This is a genomic window from Saprospiraceae bacterium (assembly GCA_026129545.1).
Taxonomy (GTDB): domain Bacteria; phylum Bacteroidota; class Bacteroidia; order Chitinophagales; family Saprospiraceae; genus M3007.
In genome coordinates this window covers 1,746,144-1,763,468 of sequence record JAHCHX010000001.1, presented here as the reverse complement: position 1 = coordinate 1,763,468, position 17,325 = coordinate 1,746,144, and the positions used below count along the sequence as shown (strand labels likewise).

Annotated in this window: 15 protein-coding genes; 3 read left to right on the top strand and 12 right to left on the bottom strand. The window is 52.2% G+C overall.

Annotated features, from left to right (window positions below):
• Positions 1 to 60: 60 nt before the first annotated feature.
• Positions 61 to 1,659, top strand: a complete 1,599-nt coding sequence (locus KIS77_06740; GenBank protein MCW5922017.1) for a CotH kinase family protein — start codon at positions 61 to 63, stop codon at positions 1,657 to 1,659.
• A gap of 14 nt (positions 1,660 to 1,673) precedes the next feature.
• On the opposite strand, the gene KIS77_06735 is transcribed toward KIS77_06740, so the two are convergent.
• The 4 genes from KIS77_06735 to KIS77_06720 are packed head-to-tail and all read right to left on the bottom strand — an operon-like array spanning position 1,674 to position 4,735.
• Positions 1,674 to 2,528 (bottom strand): MBL fold metallo-hydrolase, encoded by an 855-nt coding sequence (locus KIS77_06735; protein MCW5922016.1) that lies wholly within the window; start codon positions 2,526 to 2,528, stop codon positions 1,674 to 1,676.
• 2 nt (positions 2,529 to 2,530) lie between these two features.
• Positions 2,531 to 3,046 (bottom strand): 6,7-dimethyl-8-ribityllumazine synthase, encoded by a 516-nt coding sequence (locus tag KIS77_06730; GenBank protein MCW5922015.1) that lies wholly within the window; start codon positions 3,044 to 3,046, stop codon positions 2,531 to 2,533.
• 24 nt (positions 3,047 to 3,070) lie between these two features.
• Positions 3,071 to 3,889 carry a hypothetical protein gene (locus KIS77_06725; GenBank protein MCW5922014.1) on the bottom strand — a complete coding sequence of 273 codons (819 nt, stop codon included), beginning with the start codon at positions 3,887 to 3,889 and terminating at the stop codon, positions 3,071 to 3,073.
• Between the two features lie 39 nt (positions 3,890 to 3,928).
• Positions 3,929 to 4,735 carry a LysM peptidoglycan-binding domain-containing protein gene (locus KIS77_06720; protein ID MCW5922013.1) on the bottom strand — a complete coding sequence of 269 codons (807 nt, stop codon included), beginning with the start codon at positions 4,733 to 4,735 and terminating at the stop codon, positions 3,929 to 3,931.
• Positions 4,736 to 4,836: 101 nt separating this feature from the next.
• On the opposite strand from KIS77_06720, the gene kdsB reads away from it, so the two are divergent.
• On the top strand, positions 4,837 to 5,559 hold the full coding sequence (gene kdsB, locus KIS77_06715; GenBank protein ID MCW5922012.1) for a 3-deoxy-manno-octulosonate cytidylyltransferase: 723 nt from the start codon (positions 4,837 to 4,839) through the stop codon (positions 5,557 to 5,559).
• Positions 5,560 to 5,568: 9 nt separating this feature from the next.
• On the opposite strand, the gene KIS77_06710 is transcribed toward kdsB, so the two are convergent.
• From KIS77_06710 to KIS77_06675, 8 genes are all read right to left on the bottom strand, one after another.
• Positions 5,569 to 6,504, bottom strand: coding sequence for a glycosyltransferase family 2 protein (locus KIS77_06710; GenBank protein ID MCW5922011.1), 936 nt, complete (start codon positions 6,502 to 6,504; stop codon positions 5,569 to 5,571).
• Between the two features lie 308 nt (positions 6,505 to 6,812).
• Complete coding sequence (locus tag KIS77_06705; protein ID MCW5922010.1) at positions 6,813 to 7,547, bottom strand: RNA methyltransferase; 735 nt, start codon at positions 7,545 to 7,547, stop codon at positions 6,813 to 6,815.
• Between the two features lie 42 nt (positions 7,548 to 7,589).
• Complete coding sequence (locus KIS77_06700) at positions 7,590 to 8,903, bottom strand: amino acid ABC transporter substrate-binding protein (protein ID MCW5922009.1); 1,314 nt, start codon at positions 8,901 to 8,903, stop codon at positions 7,590 to 7,592.
• A gap of 139 nt (positions 8,904 to 9,042) precedes the next feature.
• Positions 9,043 to 9,384: a translation initiation factor gene (locus KIS77_06695; protein ID MCW5922008.1), complete on the bottom strand. Its 342-nt coding sequence runs from the start codon at positions 9,382 to 9,384 to the stop codon at positions 9,043 to 9,045.
• Positions 9,385 to 9,476: 92 nt separating this feature from the next.
• Positions 9,477 to 10,421, bottom strand: coding sequence for a diacylglycerol kinase family lipid kinase (locus KIS77_06690; protein MCW5922007.1), 945 nt, complete (start codon positions 10,419 to 10,421; stop codon positions 9,477 to 9,479).
• A 12-nt stretch (positions 10,422 to 10,433) separates the two neighbouring features.
• Positions 10,434 to 11,570 carry an RluA family pseudouridine synthase gene (locus KIS77_06685; GenBank protein MCW5922006.1) on the bottom strand — a complete coding sequence of 379 codons (1,137 nt, stop codon included), beginning with the start codon at positions 11,568 to 11,570 and terminating at the stop codon, positions 10,434 to 10,436.
• A 374-nt stretch (positions 11,571 to 11,944) separates the two neighbouring features.
• Positions 11,945 to 12,820: a carbon-nitrogen hydrolase gene (locus KIS77_06680; protein ID MCW5922005.1), complete on the bottom strand. Its 876-nt coding sequence runs from the start codon at positions 12,818 to 12,820 to the stop codon at positions 11,945 to 11,947.
• Positions 12,821 to 12,886: 66 nt separating this feature from the next.
• A complete protein-coding gene (locus KIS77_06675) occupies positions 12,887 to 13,918 on the bottom strand; it encodes an agmatine deiminase family protein (protein ID MCW5922004.1) in 1,032 nt (343 codons plus the stop codon).
• Positions 13,919 to 14,321: 403 nt separating this feature from the next.
• Here KIS77_06675 and KIS77_06670 point away from each other — a divergent pair, with 403 nt between their 5' ends.
• Positions 14,322 to 17,318: a TonB-dependent receptor gene (locus tag KIS77_06670; GenBank protein MCW5922003.1), complete on the top strand. Its 2,997-nt coding sequence runs from the start codon at positions 14,322 to 14,324 to the stop codon at positions 17,316 to 17,318.
• The last annotated feature ends 7 nt before the right edge of the window (positions 17,319 to 17,325 follow it).

Sequence of the window (17,325 nt, the reverse complement as noted above, 5' to 3'; positions counted from 1 at the left end):
ACCCATCCGATATTGCCATTTGGCAAGGATTGAATCGTAAACTTAGCACACCGTTTTTTTATGAAAAACCTCCCACTTCTACTGCCTTTCGTATTATCCATCGCGCTCCAGACCCATGCACAACAAAGAGCAAAATCCACCGATTTCTACGGCCCGGGCATTCAGGAAGTGCGCGTCGAGTTGCCCTACCCAGACTGGGACTTCAAACTCGATTCCATCAAACGGAAAAACCCCGACGCTCGACTTACCGGTATGGCTTCGATAAACGGTATCCGATTCGATAGCACGGGCATCCGATTCAAGGGCAATAGCTCATATCACCGCACCCGCAACGAAACCTACAAGAAGTTGCCCTTCAACATCAAACTTGACTACAAAATAAAAACCCAGAAACTGCCGGGCGGCCACACCAGCGTCAAACTGTCCAATGCCTTTCTGGACCCTAGTTTCATCCGCGACCCGCTGGCTTACGAGATTATTCGCGACTATATGCCTGCGCCTCAGTGCAACTTTACCAAAATGTATGTCAACAACAAATTCTATGGCCTCTATGTCAACACCGAGTCCATTGATTCCAAATTTCTGGAAAAGCACTTTGGCACCACCGAGGGTTTTCTCATCAAATGTGACCCTGACAACTGGCAACGAGTGCGCAGCCAAAGTGGTTGCCCCAAAGGCGAAAACGCTTCCCTCGTCTATCTGAACGACAACATCGGTTGCTACGACGCATTCTACGAGGTGGACGACCCCGCCGCTTGGAAACCCCTGCTCAACCTCATTCGGGTGCTGAATAAAACCCCCGAGAAAATAGAGACCGTGCTCAACGTGGACCAGACCCTGTGGATGCTCGCGCTCAACAACTCCACCGTCAACCTTGACAGCTACAACGGCTCGCTTTCGCACAATTATTATCTGTGGGCAGACACGACGGGAGTGTGCCATCCGCTGATATGGGACCTCAACATGGCCTTTGGCGGCTGGCGCCGCAATTTTTCTTTTGAGGAAATGAAAGACGAGGAGCTGGTCAAATACCACCCGTTGGCGGAAATCAACAACACGCGCCGGCCGCTCATCTACAAACTTTTGCGCAACCCGCTCTACCAAAAAATCTATCTCGCTCACTTCCGCACCATTATGAAAGATTGGCTGACCAGCGGCAAATGGCTCACCCGCTCTCAGGAAATGATGAAAGAAATAGACCCATGGGTGAAGGCCGACTCGCTCAAACTTTACTCTTACGCAGACTTCCAAAATTCTTTGGACAAAACGATGAAGAGCGGTCCCGACAACGTCATCGGTCTGCGCCAACTGCTCGACAAACGCACTCAATGGCTCAACCAATTGCCGCTGCTCAATCGCACCCAACCCGTCATCGGTGAGGTGAAACACACCAAAGAAGGTGACAAAGTGAAAGTGACGGCGCAATTCACCGGTGCCGAAAAAGGCTGGCTCATGCACCGCTCACACAAGATGTTTGCCTTTACCCGTGTGGAAATGTACGACGATGGCACCCACGGCGATGCAAAGGCAGACGACGGCATTTTCACGGCGACCGTCTCGGCCGATTTGGCGAAACACTATTATGTGGTGGCGGAGGGCGACGACGCGGCTGCCGTGATGCCCGAACGGGCCTCTTTCGTGTTCTATGAAGTGAAGTAGGGGTGGGGTGGGGGCTATTGCAGAAAATCTGATAACCGCCCTGCTTTTTCGAGCACGATTCTGCCAGATTCATCGCGTTGGACGGTGCCACACTCCACAGTAGGGTCGTGCTCGAAAAACAGCAGGTGCCTGTGCTGCGCCGCATCGGCCAATATGCGGGCTTTTTCTTCCAACGTGACCAATGGGCGCACATCGTAGGCCATGACGTAGGGCATGCCGATGTGCCACCGAGACGGCATGGCATCGGCGCAGTAGAGCACGGTGCCATGCTCGGTGTGTAGCAGTGGCGCCATCATGGCTTCCGTGTGGCCATTGTAAAAGCGGACATGGAACCCCTTGGCGAACTCAACTTCTTCTTTCACTTCCAAAAACCGAAGTTTCCCTTGTTCGTGCAGCGGAAGAAAATTTTCCTTCAAAAAAGAAGCTTTCTCGCGGGCATTGGGCTGCATCGCCCAGTCGAAGTGGCGCTGATTGGACCAATAAGTGGCGTTGGGAAACGACACTTCAACTTCTCCGGTGGTTTCATTTTTCCACAATGCGCCACCGCAGTGGTCGAAATGCAAATGCGTGAGAAACACATCGGTAATGTCGTGGCGGCTTAGCCCTGCTGCCGCGACGGAGGCAAACATGGCCGCTTCGTCGCGTGGCTCGAAATGTGAGCGAAACTTGTCGTCCTGCTTGTTGCCTATGCCCGTGTCAATCAGAATGTTGCGGTCGGCTGTTTGCACCAGCAAAGCCCTCATTGCCCAAGTGCAGAGGTTGTGCTCGTCGGGTGGGTTTAGTTTTTCCCACAAACGCCGGGGCACGATGCCGAACATAGCCCCGCCGTCCAGTTTTAAAAAGCCGCAGTGTATGGAAGTGAGTTTCATGTCTAAAAACCGATTTTCCGCTTGCCTTCCTTATCGTCTCGCTTGAGCGCCGCCATGCGAATGGCGGTCACTGCGGCTTCCACTCCTTTGTTGCCATGCTGCCCTCCCGCACGGTCGAGGGCCTGCTGCTCATTGTCGGTGGTGAGCAATCCAAAAATGTGGGGACGTCCCGTAGCGATGCTAAGATTGACCAAGCCGTTTGCGACGGCATGGTTGATATACTCGTTGTGGCTTGTTTCGCCCTTGATGACACAACCCAAGCAAATCACCGCATCCACATTGTGTTTGGCGACCAACAATCGCGCTCCGGCGGGTAGTTCGAAGGAGCCCGGCACCTGCATGGTATGTATGTTTTCTGTTTTTGCGCCGTGTTTGAGCAGGGTGTCGTAGCATCCCTCATAAAGCGCGTGGGTGATGCGGGGGTTCCAGTCTGCCACTACGATGCCAAAGAGCATTTCGTCGGCTGCCGGAAGGGAGCTGTCGTCGTAAGCAGAGAGATTTTTTAGCGCGGATGCCATAGAGTGAAATAAGTGAACGGGTTTTTAACCTTCTTTTTTCTTCCTTGTCAGCGTGTAAGCCTTGGAGCCTACTTTGTGCGCATCTTTTTCTTCGGGATTGGCATTCACAAGGTTGAAGATGGAAAGCGTGTCGTTTTGGGCGCTGTAGCGGTAGCCAAAGAATTTGGCCGAATTTGCCACTTTTGAATTGGAAAGCGTCACCACGTCAATATCCTGACCTGCCACGAAGCAGTCTCCGCCGGCACAAATCTCATAGCGGTCATAATCTTTCAGGCCTTGAATGAACCCCCCGGGTGTGAATTGGATGTCGCCCGTAGCGCCTTTGCCTTGCAATATGAAAAGACCTCCGAAGACATTGTGGTTGAGTGCCACTTGGAATGAAGCGTAGCCATCCTTGGCTCCAGCCTTCGATTTGATGAATTTGTCGAGGTTGACTTGTCCGGTGGTGGCATCGAACATGGTGAGGTCTTTGTCGTGTTGGGAGTCATAGACAAGGAAGACTGATTTGCCTGGGCGTGCGCCGACGAGTTCGAGGGTGTCGGCGTTGTATTTCACTTGCAATTTCCAAGACTCGAATCCATTGTAGCAGGTCACGCTGTCTGGTTCGCCGGGGTTGAAGGTGATGGCATATGCATAAGGGATGTGCGCGTTGTTCATGGCTTCCAACACGGAGCCGTATTGGTGGGCGCGTGAACAAAAGTCAATGGCTATCCAGTCGCCACCCAACAGGTCGGAATTGGCGGTCAGGGGCGCATTGGGCGTATCGTTTGATTTTGAGTCGCGTTTGCAGGCAGCAACGCAAATAAGGCTGAGCAGCAGCGTCGTAAAGAGTAGTTTTTGCATTTTTAATGAAGTGACTCGGTTAAATCGCCGCAAAAGTAGTCATTTCAGAAACTTTACTTTTACGAAGAACTTGGGGTCGAGTGCGCCGATGTTGCGAGCGGCTTCGGGCGAAAGCACCACTTCGATGTTGCGCTCGTACCCATTGGGGATGCGGCCAATCACCTTGGCGTACACGGAGCGTTCGCCCATGGGGTTGATGACGCAAATAGGGGTGCCAATAGCGGCCTCGCGGTGCAGGGCGTAGAGGTCGCCTTTTTCTTTGCTGTCTTTTTGCCAGAAACAGACTCCTTGCGAGGCGACTTCCTTGCGTTTCGTTTTTTCCAAATCGTATTTTTCTTTGAGAGCGGAAGACTTGGTGTGCTGGCGGACCGGGCGCCATTCGGGCAACACGCCTTCGGTGCCGAGCCAAGCGACCAATAGGGTCTGGCCGGGTCGTATGCTGCTTCCTTTCAGGTTGTTGCGCTTCACGATGCTGTCCACCGGCATATTAAAATTGCGTTTGCAGATGCCGTACAGATTGTCGCCTTCCTGCACCACATAGTAAATGGGTGCGTTTTTGCTGGCCACGAACTTTGTGTTTTTGTATCGTTTGATGGCCATGTTGGGTATCGGGATTTTGAGCCTCGTCCCAGCCGATAGGGTAGGGTTGGTGCTTAGCGACGGATTGTTGGCGTACAGCTCCTCCATGCTCAGGCTGTAATACTTCGATATGGTGTAGAGCGTCTGCTTGGCCTTGACCGGATGCTGGATGAACTTTTTGCCGTTCTCGATGAGGAGGAAAAGCGAGTCTTGTGGGGTAAGCAGTGGAACGGGTTCTTTTGATTCGCCGTTCTGTGCAGGGGCCATGTTTGGCAACCAAAATAGGCAAAATAAAAAAAGGGGTAGTCGGCTCATAGTAAACAGGTTTTTTTGTTCCTTCTTTGCGCAAATATACATCAATCTGCCCAATGCTACTTGCTGTTATCCCGGCCCGTTGGGCCTCTACTCGTTTCCCCGGAAAACCGCTTGCCGACATTGGCGGCAAGACCATGATTCAGCGTGTGTGTGAGCAGGTCGCCCGCTGTGGGCGTGTGGACAAGGCCGTTGTCGCTACCGACGACGAGCGCATTTTCGAGCATGTTCGTTCGTTTGGCGGCGAGGTGATGATGACTCGCGCCGCTCATCCCAGTGGCACCGACCGCTGCGCGGAGGTGGCCGGGTATTTTCCGCAGGCTCGGTGGGTGCTCAATGTGCAGGGCGACGAGCCTTTCATCCAGCCGGAACAAATTGATTTGCTCGCTGAGATACTTGCGTCAAGCGCTCGTTTCCCGATCGCGACGTTGGCAAAAAAGATAGAGACGCAGGAGGCATTGCTCAATCCGAATGTGGTGAAGGTGGTTTTTTCCGAAAAAAATGGCGCGCTCTATTTCAGCCGTCATCCCATCCCATTTTTGCGCGGTGTGGAGGAGCGGGATTGGCTGGAGCATCATGTTTTTTACAAACACATCGGATTGTACGGGTTTCGTCGTGCCACATTGTTGCGTCTTGCTCGCCTTGCGCCCACGTCTCTCGAACGCGCTGAATCGCTGGAGCAGCTGCGTTGGCTTGAGCATGGGATTCGCATTGCCGTCGGTATTACGGAATTGGAGACGAGGGGGGTGGACACCCCCGCGGATTTGGTGGGCCTTTGAAAGAGCGGGTCAGATTTCCTTTTCGATTAGGTAGTTGTTTCGAGTGGCCGAATTGCGGTTTATCATCTCCCCCACGAAGCCGGTGAGAAAAAGTTGGCTGCCAATGATGAGCGCCAAAATGCCGAAATAGAACAATGGCCTGTCAGCGATGCCATATTCCTTGAAAATTGTTTTGGCGATGCTCAGGTAAACCAAAATGACGAAACCGATAAAAAATGAGAGCAAGCCCAGCGTGCCGAAAAAGTGCATGGGGCGTTTGCCAAATTTGCCCACGAAGGAAATGCTCATCAAATCGAGCGGGCCGTTGATGAAGCGTTCCCACCCGCCGAATTTGGTGTGACCAAATTTTCGGGCGCGGTGTTCGACCACTTTTTCGCCGATTTTCGTGAATCCTGCCCATTTGGCCAGCACCGGGATGTAGCGATGCATCTCGCCATAGACTTCGATGGCTTTCACCACGTCGCCGCGATATGCCTTGAGGCCGCAGTTGAAGTCGTGGAGGCGTATGCCGCTCATCCAGCGCGTCGCGGCGTTGAAAAGCTTGGTCGGGAGCGTCTTGCTGAGCGGGTCGTAACGCTTTTTTTTCCAGCCTGACACGAGGTCGTACCCTTCTTCTTTTATCATTCGGTATAGTTCGGGAATCTCGTCGGGGCTGTCCTGCAAGTCGGCATCCATCGTGATGACGACTTCCCCCCGCGTGGCTTGGAAGCCAGTGTGCAGTGCGGCGGACTTGCCGTAGTTGCGGCGGAATTTGATGCCGCGCACACGATGGTCGCTGGCCTGCAATGCTTCAATCACCTTCCACGAGCCGTCGGTGCTGCCGTCGTCCACCATGATGATTTCGTAGGAAAGATTGTTGGTGTCGCACACGCGGCGAATCCATGCTTCGAGTTCGGGCAGGCTCTCGACTTCGTTTTTGAGCGGGATGACGATGGAAATGTTCATTTCAAAAATCTCAACGGCGGGAGTGGTCTGAAAGAATTTTGGAGGCGAGTTGTTCTAGTTCTTCTAAGCTTAAATTTTTGTGTTCATCGAACACTTCTTTTGTCATTTGGGCAAAGTGGCTTTGAGTACCTATACTATCAAGATACTTGAAGTTATCAATTCTTCGGCGAAGAGAAGTTTTTTTTCTCAATTTGCATTGTCTTACGAATCTCTTCTGCCTTCGCAGAACTTGTTTTTATACCTGCTCGGTAGAGGTAAAATGTAATGATGTCTTGTTCTTTTGTCCAAGTCATATAAAAATCGTTATCTTATAGTTCAAATTTCGTCAATGGCATTATCTGAATCTTCGACCTCGGCACTTCGTCTTTCCGCCGAATGTAAACAGGCAGTAGCGGTTCGCTGTCCTTGCTGACTATCGAGGGTTTTTGGTGGTCTTTATTGCTTTTTAACATGGAGGCCCAACGCTCAAAAAGCTGCTCTTGCTGCACCAGTGAGAGGCGCGGGTTGTCGTCGTAAAAGCCTTTTTCAGCCCTTTGTCGCTTTGCCTCGAACAAGGTGACGGCGCAGGCCACCGAGATGTTCAGACTTTCGGCAAAGCCCGATTGCGGAATGGTGAAGCTGCCATCCGCCAGTGCCAGCGCTTCTGCGCTAACGCCCTCATCCTCGTTGCCAAAGAGCAGCGCGGTGGGCTGGGCGAGGTCGTGTGCGTACAACGATGGCACGCCTTCTCCGGGCGGCAAAGTTGCCAAAATTCGCCCGTATCGTTCTTTCACACGTTTGAAACATTCCTCCATGTCTTCAAAGAAATACACGTCGAGCCATTTGAACGTGCCGCCCGAGGTGCGCTTGCCCAACACAAGCCCGCGTTTGTCCAAGTATTTTTTGGTGTAAATCACGAACACCTCGCGCACCCCCACTGCGTCGCAGGAGCGCAGCACCGCCGATATGTTCAGCGGGTCGAAAATGTTCTCCAGCACCACCGTCAGGTCGGGTTGCGACTGTCGGATGACGGCGCGGAGCTTTTGTTCGCGGGTAGGGTTCATTTTTTGCGTGGGTTGTTGGTCGCAGGGGGCAAGCCGACAGATTTATTCCGCTGGTGCGAATCCGAATGTTCCGAACTTCAAGATGTGGACAAAGGTGTTTTCCAGATAGTCGGGTTGGTTGCGCCCGTCGTCCACATTGCCTGAAACGAATATTCTTGAAAACCGGAAATCGCTGCGCAATCCTCTGAAGGTCTCGTAGTGGAGTTTTTCGGGGAACGACAGGCCGTATCGGCGCAGCATTTTGCCTGTGAACAGCGTCACGTCGTAGCCATTGAACGCCTCCTCGTCGGGGAGGGTGCCGGTGGCCTCATAAAATTTTTGCTGAAATGTCTTGATTTGTGGCAGCGAGTAGTCGAGGTAAGAGGCCGAACTGATATGGACGTTCATGCTCGCCAGATATTCGGGGTCGATGCCATCGTAGTTTTTCCATTGCGGCATGCCGTACACTTCCACCTTGGCGCTGCCTTTCACGTCTTTCAATTTTCGCAAAAAGGCCATCACGAAATCTTGGCTCGCCCAAGTGGGCAGTATGAATACCGAAGTGCGGCCTGGCTTTAAGTGTTTTTTCAAATCAACTTTGTCGAAATTCAGGGCTGCATCTGGCACCATAAGTTCGGTGAACAGGGTGCCGCTCCTATTTGCGTGATGAAAATAGGGCAGGCGGTCGGCCTCTTTTTCTTTGCAGACGAGTGTGACGGCATCGGCGCGGTGGCTGTTGAGCACATACTGCGTGATGGCTTCGCAGTGCGCCCGCAAGGAAGGGTTGGTTTGGATGAAGTCGGGGTTCTGGGTGGTCAGTTCGGAGGTGGGTGTTTCTGGGGAGACGAGGATTTTTCGATTGCGCTTGGTCCAATTCGCAAAGGCCTCCACGTGCGAGTTGCGCACTGGCCCGATGAACACGTCGGCTTTTTGCAAGCGTGGGGTGTTCATCACTTGAAGGAAATCGGCATCGTTGCTCTGTGTGTCGTACACATCCACGACGAGGTTGATTTGCTCCGTCTCGGATATTTCCTGCAAGGCGATTTTGGCGCCTGCGTAGAACTGTAGCGCGAGGCGGCTTCTGTCTGGCACCGTGTTGCCGCTTGCTTGGCTAGTGAGGAAGGGCATCAGAAGGCCTATGGTGTAGGTGTCGCCAAGTCCGCTGGAGGGTGGGCGCGTCGGTTGGGTGGGTTGAGTGCCGATGGGTGGTTTGGGGTTGGTTGGGGCAGCCCATCGAATGGTGTCTATCGGTGTGTTTTGGGCGGGCCGTTGGGCAGGTGGTCTGGCGGTTTGGTTGGGGCGAATGGTGGGCGCTGCCTTGGGGGTGCAGGCGAGCATGAAGGGTGAGAGCAGGAGAGGGAGAAAGTATTTATTCACGATGTATTTCTTTGAAAAACGCTTCAAAATCAGGTCGATGCTGAGCAGAATTGGTAGGGCTTAGAGTTGAAAAGTTGGGTTGTTGGAGGTGTAAATACGAGCCATGAGCGGGAAGTCGTATATCGCGAGTGAAAAAATTTTACCCCCCTGCTTTCTTCACATTCTTGAACCCCTGCTCTGTCAGCAATTTTAGCACTTTGTCGCGGTGGTCGCCTTGTATGATGATAACGCCGTCTTTGGCATTGCCTCCGGCTGCGCATTTGTTTTTCAGCAGTTTCGCCAATTCTTCCAGCTGTCCGCTGGGGCCGATGTAGCCTTTGACGACGGTGGCTTCCTTGCCGCCTTTGCCGCGTTCGAGCCAGATACGGAGCACTTGCTTGTCGGGGGGCAACGAAGTGTCTGGTTCGTCGTCGTCCTGTTGAGGCTTGAAATGTGGGTCGGTGGAAAAAACAAGGCCACCGAGGGTGTTTTTTTTGCTCATTGCTCGATGTGAATGTGTGTTGATATCAGGTGTGTGGCAGGGGTCGGTGCCCCAGAATAGGTTTCGGGGCGCTGACCCTGCCTTAGGGCTGTTTATGAATCAATCTTTTGTTTCGGCACCAATATTTTGAGTGCCTTTGGTTTTATTTCAAATTCTAAGTCGCCTTCGAGCACCATTCCTTCGCCGTCGAGGTGAACGTAGTTTTTGCCCGGTGCGGAAATTTTGACCCGCTTTGTGGTAAAATGCTCGACAAACTCTGCGTCATAGATTTTTCCGTTCAAAGTGGAGGGAACGGCGGCGAAATACTGCCATTTGGGCGCTTCTTTGAGGATGACCACTTCAAAAAAACCATCATCGAGGCGAGCGTCGGGCGCGATTTGGAAGTGATAGCCCCACATGGGGCCGTTGGCAATGGAAATGATGAAACATTTTTCTGTCAGCACCCGGTCTTCCAGCTCGATGCGACATTCTCTGGGGGTGTATTTCAAGCCTGCTTCGACTGATTTTAAAAAGTACGGCAAGAAGCCTCGCCAATTGCTGCCTTTCATCATGTTGCTCACCAATCCGTCGAAACCGATGCCTGCGATGTTGATGAAAGGATGGCCGTTCATCAGGCCGATGTCAATGAGGCGTTCCTCTGCGGTGTTTATTTTTCTGACAGCCTCGTCAATGTCACGGCCATAGCCCAAGTGCATGGCAAGACCATTGCCAGAGCCTGCCGGCACGATGCCCAGCACTGCATCGGTACCCAAGAGCGCCGACGCCACTTCGTTGACGGAGCCATCGCCTCCTACCGCCACGATGATTTCGTAGCCTTCGGCGATGCCTTCTTTTGTTATTTCTTTTGCGTGTTCCGACCTTTCGGTGAAGCGAAAACCATATTCAAACTTCCGGTGATTGAGGTGTTTGTTCACACTTTCGCGGATGTGTTTGTGCAAATGGGTGCCCGCTTTGGGGTTGACGATGAAGAGGATGCGTTTGGGGCGGAGCAGGCCAGCCAAAAACTCGTTTTTTATGTAAGGATGGGATTCTTCCATTGTTCGTAGTTGTTACAAGGACTCCTTTCGGGCGTTCACATAGACCCGCCATCTGTCAATCACCGTTTGCATGTCCTCCGGCAGCTCGGATTCGAAGCGAATGTGCTCGCCTGTTCGTGGGTGCTTGAAGCCGAGCACTTTGGCATGAAGTGCCTGACGTGGCAGCAGGGCAAGCTGGTTTTCAACAAACTGCTTGTACTTTGAATAGAGGGTGCCTTTTAAAATTTGGTTGCCACCGTAGCGAGGGTCGCCGAAAAGCGTGTGTCCGATGGATTTCATGTGGACGCGAATTTGGTGGGTGCGGCCTGTTTCCAACTGACACTCGATGAGCGTGACGTAATAAAATCGCTCAAGTACGCGCCAGTGTGTTTTGGCCCATTTGCCGTCTTCGCCTTCTGGGAACACCATGAACAATCGGCGGTCGTTTGGGTTGCGCCCGATGTTTCCTTCAATGGTGCCACTATCTTTCTCCATGTCGCCCCACACTAAAGCCCAGTAGCGCCGCTCAATCGTGTGGTAGTAGAATTGGCTTGCAAGGTGGGTCATGGCCAAATCGTTTTTGGCCACTACCATTAGGCCGGTTGTGTCCTTGTCAATGCGATGCACGATGCCTGCACGGTCGGGCTCGTTGCCTTCTTTGACGGGCAATTCTTTCATTTGTGCTTGCAAATGCCAAGCGACGGCGTTCACCAGCGTGCCATTGGGTATGCCTACGCCGGGATGCACGGCCAAACCAAAAGGCTTGTTGATGACCAGCACATCCTCGTCTTCGTACACTATTTGCAGCGGGATGTTTTGTGGGTTGATGTCGTACACCTCTTCCAGCGCTTTGGGCAATACGATGGTGATGACATTGCCGGGCTTCACTTTGTAGTTGGGCTTTACCTCGCGGTCGTTCACTTTCACAGAGCCAGCCCGAATCGCGTTTTGCACTTTGTTGCGGGAGCGGTTGGAAAGCCGGTCGTTCAGAAACTTGTCGAGCCTGATGACACCTTGCTTAGGGTCGGCCACAATTTCGTGGCGCTCATACAAATCTTCGACAGCAGGTATGTCCTCGCCATTGTCCGTATCCGAGATTTCGGGCAAGGGAGTGCGTCCTTGCAAGTCTTCCAATGGGATGTCTTCCTCGATGTGGCGTTTCTGGTTCATTTCGGTGCCTATTTGAAATATCAGTAGATGGTTGCGCAAAAATAGGGCTTTCTACGGCATTTCCAGACCCAAACTGTCATTCCTCTCCTCCTATCGGTGGAGAGGAATGAAGGCCAGCAGGGTGGTGGGGGGTGAATCTTGCTATCAGAAAATTATTCTAAGGGCGAATCTTTATGACGCACGACACAAAAGTTTACGATTTGGCTATCCTCTGAGCTTCTATCGGGAGAAAAAGAAACGGGCAAGAAAGGGATGAGTTTTAACCCGGAATGTGGGCTTGGGGGAGGGTAAAACCCGACTTAGATAAGCCGCTGTCAGCTGCCCGGATAAAGCACTGGGGCCGTCAAAAGCATAAGTTGTTTGTTGGGCGAGACTTAGTCAATATACCGCTTCGTCAAGTTGCCATAAGCATCAATCCTGCGGTCGCGGAAAAAAGGCCAGATGCGGCGCACGTCCTCGGTGCGTTGTTTGTCAATTTCCACCACGACATTTTCCTCTTGGTCGGCGCTCGAAAGGTGGAGGATTTCGCCTTGTGGCCCGGCCACAAAACTTTGCCCCCAGAACTGTATGCCGCCTGTCACGCCCGTCCAGTCGAGTTCATGGCCGACCCTGTTGACGGTGACGACGGGCAGGCCGTTTGCTACGGCATGGCCGCGCTGGATGGTGAACCATGCGCCGTGTTGGCGGTCTTTTTCAGGCTGCGGGTCGCTGCTTTCCCAACCAATGGCGGTGGGGTAAATCAACATTTCCGCTCCAGCCAGCGCCATTAGGCGGGCGGCTTCGGGGTACCATTGGTCCCAGCAGACGAGCAGGCCGAGTTTGCCGGCGGAGGTTTGGATGGGGGCGAAGCCCAAGTCGCCGGGCGTGAAGTAGAATTTTTCGTAGTAGGCCGGGTCGTCGGGGATGTGCATTTTGCGGTATTTGCCCGCCAATGAGCCATCTTTTTCAAACACGACAGCAGTGTTGTGGTATATGCCCGGGGCGCGTTTTTCAAAAAGGGAGGTGACGAGCACCACGTTGTGCTTTTTTGCGGCAGCGGAAAAAATCTCCGTGTCGGTGCCGGGTATCGGTTCGGCGAGGTCGAACATCCGTGTGTCTTCGGCCTGACAGAAATAGATGCCGCAGTGGAGCTCTTGCAGCACGACGAGTTCGGCCCCTTTGGCGGCGCATTCGGCGATGCCGCGCAGGGATTTGGCGATGTTCGATTTTTTGTCTTCGGAGCAGGATTGTTGGACGAGGCCTATTTTCATGGGACAATGAATGATGAGTTAAGAATGCGAACGTTTGCGAAACCTGCGAGGGTGCACCAACGAGTGTCAAACCACTCCCGCAGGGTATTGCATGGTGACACAATGCAGCGAGCCGTGTTGCAAAATTAGCGGGCGGCAATCAATCCCGATGATTTGGTGAGCGGGGAAAACCGTTTTTAGGACTTCCAGTGCCTCTGCGTCTTGAGCGACGCGGTAGGTGGGCACAAGCACGGCACCGTTGATGAGCAGGAAATTGGCATAGGTGGCCGGCAAGCGTTGCCCCTGTTCGTCATAGCAGGCATCGGGCCAAGGGAGCGCGACGAGGCGGTAGGGGGAGCCGTCGGTTTTTCGGAAGGTTTGGAGTTCGGCCTCCATTTTTTGTAGTTCCTCAAAATGCTCGTCCTTAGGGTCGGGGCATTTGATGTAGGCAATCGTGTCGGGAGTGCAGAAGCGGGCAAGGGTGTCAACGTGCGAGTCCGTGTCGTCGCCGGCAAGGTAGCCGTGATGGAGCCAAAGCACGCGGGCGAGGCCAAACAGGTCTTTGAGTTGGGCTTCAATTTGGCTTTTCGAGAGGTGAGGGTTTCGGTTGGGCGAGAGCATGCATTCCGCTGTGGTGAGGAGGGTGCCCTGCCCGTCGCTTTCGATGCCGCCACCTTCGAGCACGATGCCGCCGTGTTGGATGTCGGCATTGAAAACACCACTGTTGTATAGGTGTCGGGTAATTAGGTTGTCCTTGTCTGCCGCAAATTTCAGTCCCCAGCCGTTGAAGACGAAATCCAGCACGATGGTTTTCCCATTTTCAAATACCGTGATGCCGCCGTGGTCGCGTGCCCAAGTGTCGTTGGAGTCGCATTCGACGAGGAGCAAATTTTCTTGAACGGCATTTTTCAAAAGCCTTTTCGTGGATGCCATGTTTTCACAGACTATGAGCACTTTTTGAAATTGGCTGATGGTCTCGGCGATGCTTACGAAACACGGCAGCACCTCGTCGAGCACATCGGCCCAGTCGGTGTTGGCATGAGGGAAGGTGAGCTGGACGGCGCTTTGCGGTTCCCATTCGGCAGGGAGGCGGCGGGTAGAGAAAGGCGAGATGGGCATTTTTTCGAGCGTTGGGGGGCAAAAGTAAAATTTGGGCAAAGAAAAATTTTATTTCAAAAGGAGAAATGAAAACAACGGCGTTGTAGGATGGCAGTGGGCTTTCTAAGGACAATCTAAGCCTTTTCTAAGGATAATCTAATTTGGATTTTTTGGAAAAATAAAAAATTAAAAAAAAGGCGTTGCGTGTATCACGAACGTATCACTACCTTAGCCCCGCTTTAAAGGTGCACCACACACCTGCTACCCTTCCCTTAACGAGCCTTCGCCTTTCCGAATAAAATCCTGTTTCGCAGCACGCTTAGCTGGCAGTTTTAATCCGCGTCTTGGCATATTCCCCAGACGTAGCGAAGGATTTTCACCTCAAGTGACACATACTTTTCACTAAACTAAACTCAATTTTCGTATGAATTTTTTGCACACCTTTACCAAGGGCGGATTGCTGGCAGCAGTTTTTCTGCTGTTGGGCAATGCCGCACTGGCACAGCGCACCGTGACTGGCAAAGTCACCGATGCCGAGAACGGCGAGCCGCTTATTGGCGCTACCGTTTCTGTGGTCGGCACGACGCGAGGCGCCGTCACTGACATTGACGGCAATTATTCCGTCGGTGTTCCTGATGGCAGCACGCAACTGCGATTCGCCTACACTGGCTACAAAGAGGAAGTGGTGGAAATCGGGGCTTCCAACACGGTTGATATCGCCATGAAACCTGGCAGCGTGTTGGACGAAATTGTGGTGATAGGGTATGGGGCTGTAAGGAAAGACGATGTAACAGGTGCCGTCTCTACCATTTCGAGCAAAGATTTCAATAGAGGTGTCATCGTTGCTCCTGAGCAGCTGATGCAGGGCCGTGTGGCCGGGGTTCAGGTCACTACTTCGAGCGGCGAACCGGGTGCTGGCATCAATGTCCGTATTCGCGGCACATCCTCTGTCCGAAGTGGCAACAACCCGCTTTTTGTGTTGGATGGCATTCCACTTAGTGGGGATGATACCCAAGCAGGTGGGCCGGACGCGGGTTTTGGTACCAGCTCTCCGCGAAACCCGCTCAATTTCATCAATCCTGATGACATTGCCAGCATTGACATTTTGAAAGATGCGTCTGCCACGGCTATTTACGGCGCACGGGGGGCCAATGGTGTTGTCATCATCACCACTAAAAGAGGTCAGCAAGGAAAAGGCGCACTCAACTATAACTACTCTCTGGGTATTGGAAAAATTGCCAATCGGTATGATTTGCTTGCTCGTGACGCATTCTTGAATGCTTATGAAGAGTTCAACGGTGCGGATGCTCGTGCGGCGCTTGATGGAGGAGCCAATACAGACTGGCAAGATGAAGTGTTTCGTACCGCACTCACCCACACACACAATGTCTCTTTTGGAGGCGCCACCCCCGGTTCAGACTACCGGTTCTCCTTTGGATTTCAAGATCAGGATGGTATCGTGAAGACCAGCGGCATGAAAAAGTACAATGCCCGATTCAACGGCTCAAAGAAATTCATCAATGACCGATTGAAACTTGGTGCGAACATCATGATTGCCAACATAGATGATGACAACGCACCTATTTCCAACAATTCTGGCTTCGAGGGCGACCTACTGGGCGCTATGTTGAAGGCTAATCCAAGCCAAGCGGTAAGGGGTCCAGATGGCAAATTCGTTCAACCCAGCAACACAGAGCCCAACCCTGCTGCCATGTTGGAGTATACAAGGGATTTCACCAAAACACTTCGTACTTTGGGTGGTGTTACGGCTGAAATTGACATTTTTGAGGGGCTTTCTTTCAAAACCATTTTAGGCTTTGACCGTTCCCTATCTAACCGCAAGTCAGCCTTTTCAAAGGATTTGAACGTCACTTCTATCTCTAACATTGGCCGGTTGTTCATCAATGACGTTGAAATTGACAACCGATTGTGGGAGAACTACTTCACCTACAACAAAGGTTTTGGCAGAACAGTGTTCACGGGTATTTTGGGCTACTCCTATCAAAGTTTCGACATTGCATCAAGAGGCGTTGAATATGCCAATTTTGCCACGAGCGATCTGGATTTGATGATAAACAACATTGCTTCTGCCAATCAAGGCCAATTGGGAAGCGCCGCAGGCCGCAACTCTACAAAGGCCTTCGACGAGATTCAATCTTATTTTGGCCGCCTCAATTTTGACATTGCTGACAAATATGTGTTTACGGGTACCCTCCGTGCAGACGGTTCTACTCGTTTTGGAGGTGACAACAAGTACGGTTATTTCCCATCCTTTGCGGCCAAGTGGCGGATAGGTACAGAATCCTTTATGCCGGAAGCCCTTTCTTCTATGGGGATTCGATTGGGATGGGGTATCACGGGCAACCAAGAGATACCGCACAACCTTCATCAGCCCCGTCAGCGGTATGGCGATTGGGATATTAACAATGGTGGCGACAATCTTAGTGGTGGAGGTTTGGGCGATGTAACTTTTGCCAACCCCGGCCTTAAGTGGGAGACCACAAAACAATGGAACTTCGGTGTTGACTATGCTTTCGGACAGGGTCGCGTGGCTGGTTCGTTGGATTTTTACAAGAAAAACACAGACGACCTGTTGATTCAAGTCACGAGCGCACAACCAGCGGTATCGCCTTTTGTGTGGAGAAACTTGGATGCCGACGTTGAAAACAAAGGGGTAGAACTCGGCCTTAACATTGTGGCCGTGAGCACCCCTTCGTTTGGTTGGAACATCAATTTCAATATCGCGTATAATAAGAACGAGGTGAAAGACTTCAATGGCTTGATTAACACGGGTGCCATCAACGGCCAAGGTTTGTCGGGTGCATTCGCTCAGCGCATTGCTCAGGGACAACCATTGTACGCATTTTTTGTCCGTGACTTCGCTGGCTACGACGACAATGGTATCTCTGTTTACAACGACGGCGACTTCCAACAATTCATCGGTAGCCCATTGCCTACGATATATTCGGGTTTGGGGAGCAGCTTCAACTTTGGCAACTTTGATGCAGGATTCAACCTGTACGGTCAGTTCGGCAACAAAATTTACAACAACACAGCCAACGCATTCTTTACTGCTGGCTCGTTAGCCAATGGGCGAAATGTTACCACTGATGTTCCTGGCAATGGCGAATCCAACCTGAACGCACCGGATGTTTCCACTCGCTTCCTCGAAGATGGCGGCTTTGTGCGTATTCAAGACATGACCATAGGCTATTCATTAAAGCCTCGCACTACCAGTGCAATTTCTTCGCTTCGCTTATATGTGACTGGCCAAAACCTTGCTGTGTTTACAAACTACAGCGGTCAGGATCCTGAAGTAAACATCAACAAAGCCATTGACGGTGTGCCATCTGCGGGCATTGATTACACCGCATACCCCCGTCCAAGAACCATCATCATTGGCGCAAGTGTTTCTTTCTAACTGCAAA

What these genes read in the sequence shown, in the direction of transcription:
- KIS77_06720 (MCW5922013.1), bottom strand. Translation starts at nt 4,735, where the DNA reads ATGGCCCCTGCACAGAACGGCGAATCAAAAGAACCCGTTCCACTGCTT.
- KIS77_06725 (MCW5922014.1), bottom strand. Translation starts at nt 3,889, where the DNA reads ATGCAAAAACTACTCTTTACGACGCTGCTGCTCAGCCTTATTTGCGTT.
- KIS77_06670 (MCW5922003.1), top strand. Translation starts at nt 14,322, where the DNA reads ATGAATTTTTTGCACACCTTTACCAAGGGCGGATTGCTGGCAGCAGTT.
- KIS77_06680 (MCW5922005.1), bottom strand. Translation starts at nt 12,820, where the DNA reads ATGAAAATAGGCCTCGTCCAACAATCCTGCTCCGAAGACAAAAAATCG.
- KIS77_06695 (MCW5922008.1), bottom strand. Translation starts at nt 9,384, where the DNA reads ATGAGCAAAAAAAACACCCTCGGTGGCCTTGTTTTTTCCACCGACCCA.
- KIS77_06735 (MCW5922016.1), bottom strand. Translation starts at nt 2,528, where the DNA reads ATGAAACTCACTTCCATACACTGCGGCTTTTTAAAACTGGACGGCGGG.
- KIS77_06730 (MCW5922015.1), bottom strand. Translation starts at nt 3,046, where the DNA reads ATGGCATCCGCGCTAAAAAATCTCTCTGCTTACGACGACAGCTCCCTT.
- KIS77_06685 (MCW5922006.1), bottom strand. Translation starts at nt 11,570, where the DNA reads ATGAACCAGAAACGCCACATCGAGGAAGACATCCCATTGGAAGACTTG.
- kdsB (MCW5922012.1), top strand. Translation starts at nt 4,837, where the DNA reads ATGCTACTTGCTGTTATCCCGGCCCGTTGGGCCTCTACTCGTTTCCCC.
- KIS77_06740 (MCW5922017.1), top strand. Translation starts at nt 61, where the DNA reads ATGAAAAACCTCCCACTTCTACTGCCTTTCGTATTATCCATCGCGCTC.
- KIS77_06705 (MCW5922010.1), bottom strand. Translation starts at nt 7,547, where the DNA reads ATGAACCCTACCCGCGAACAAAAGCTCCGCGCCGTCATCCGACAGTCG.
- KIS77_06690 (MCW5922007.1), bottom strand. Translation starts at nt 10,421, where the DNA reads ATGGAAGAATCCCATCCTTACATAAAAAACGAGTTTTTGGCTGGCCTG.
- KIS77_06710 (MCW5922011.1), bottom strand. Translation starts at nt 6,504, where the DNA reads ATGAACATTTCCATCGTCATCCCGCTCAAAAACGAAGTCGAGAGCCTG.
- KIS77_06675 (MCW5922004.1), bottom strand. Translation starts at nt 13,918, where the DNA reads ATGCCCATCTCGCCTTTCTCTACCCGCCGCCTCCCTGCCGAATGGGAA.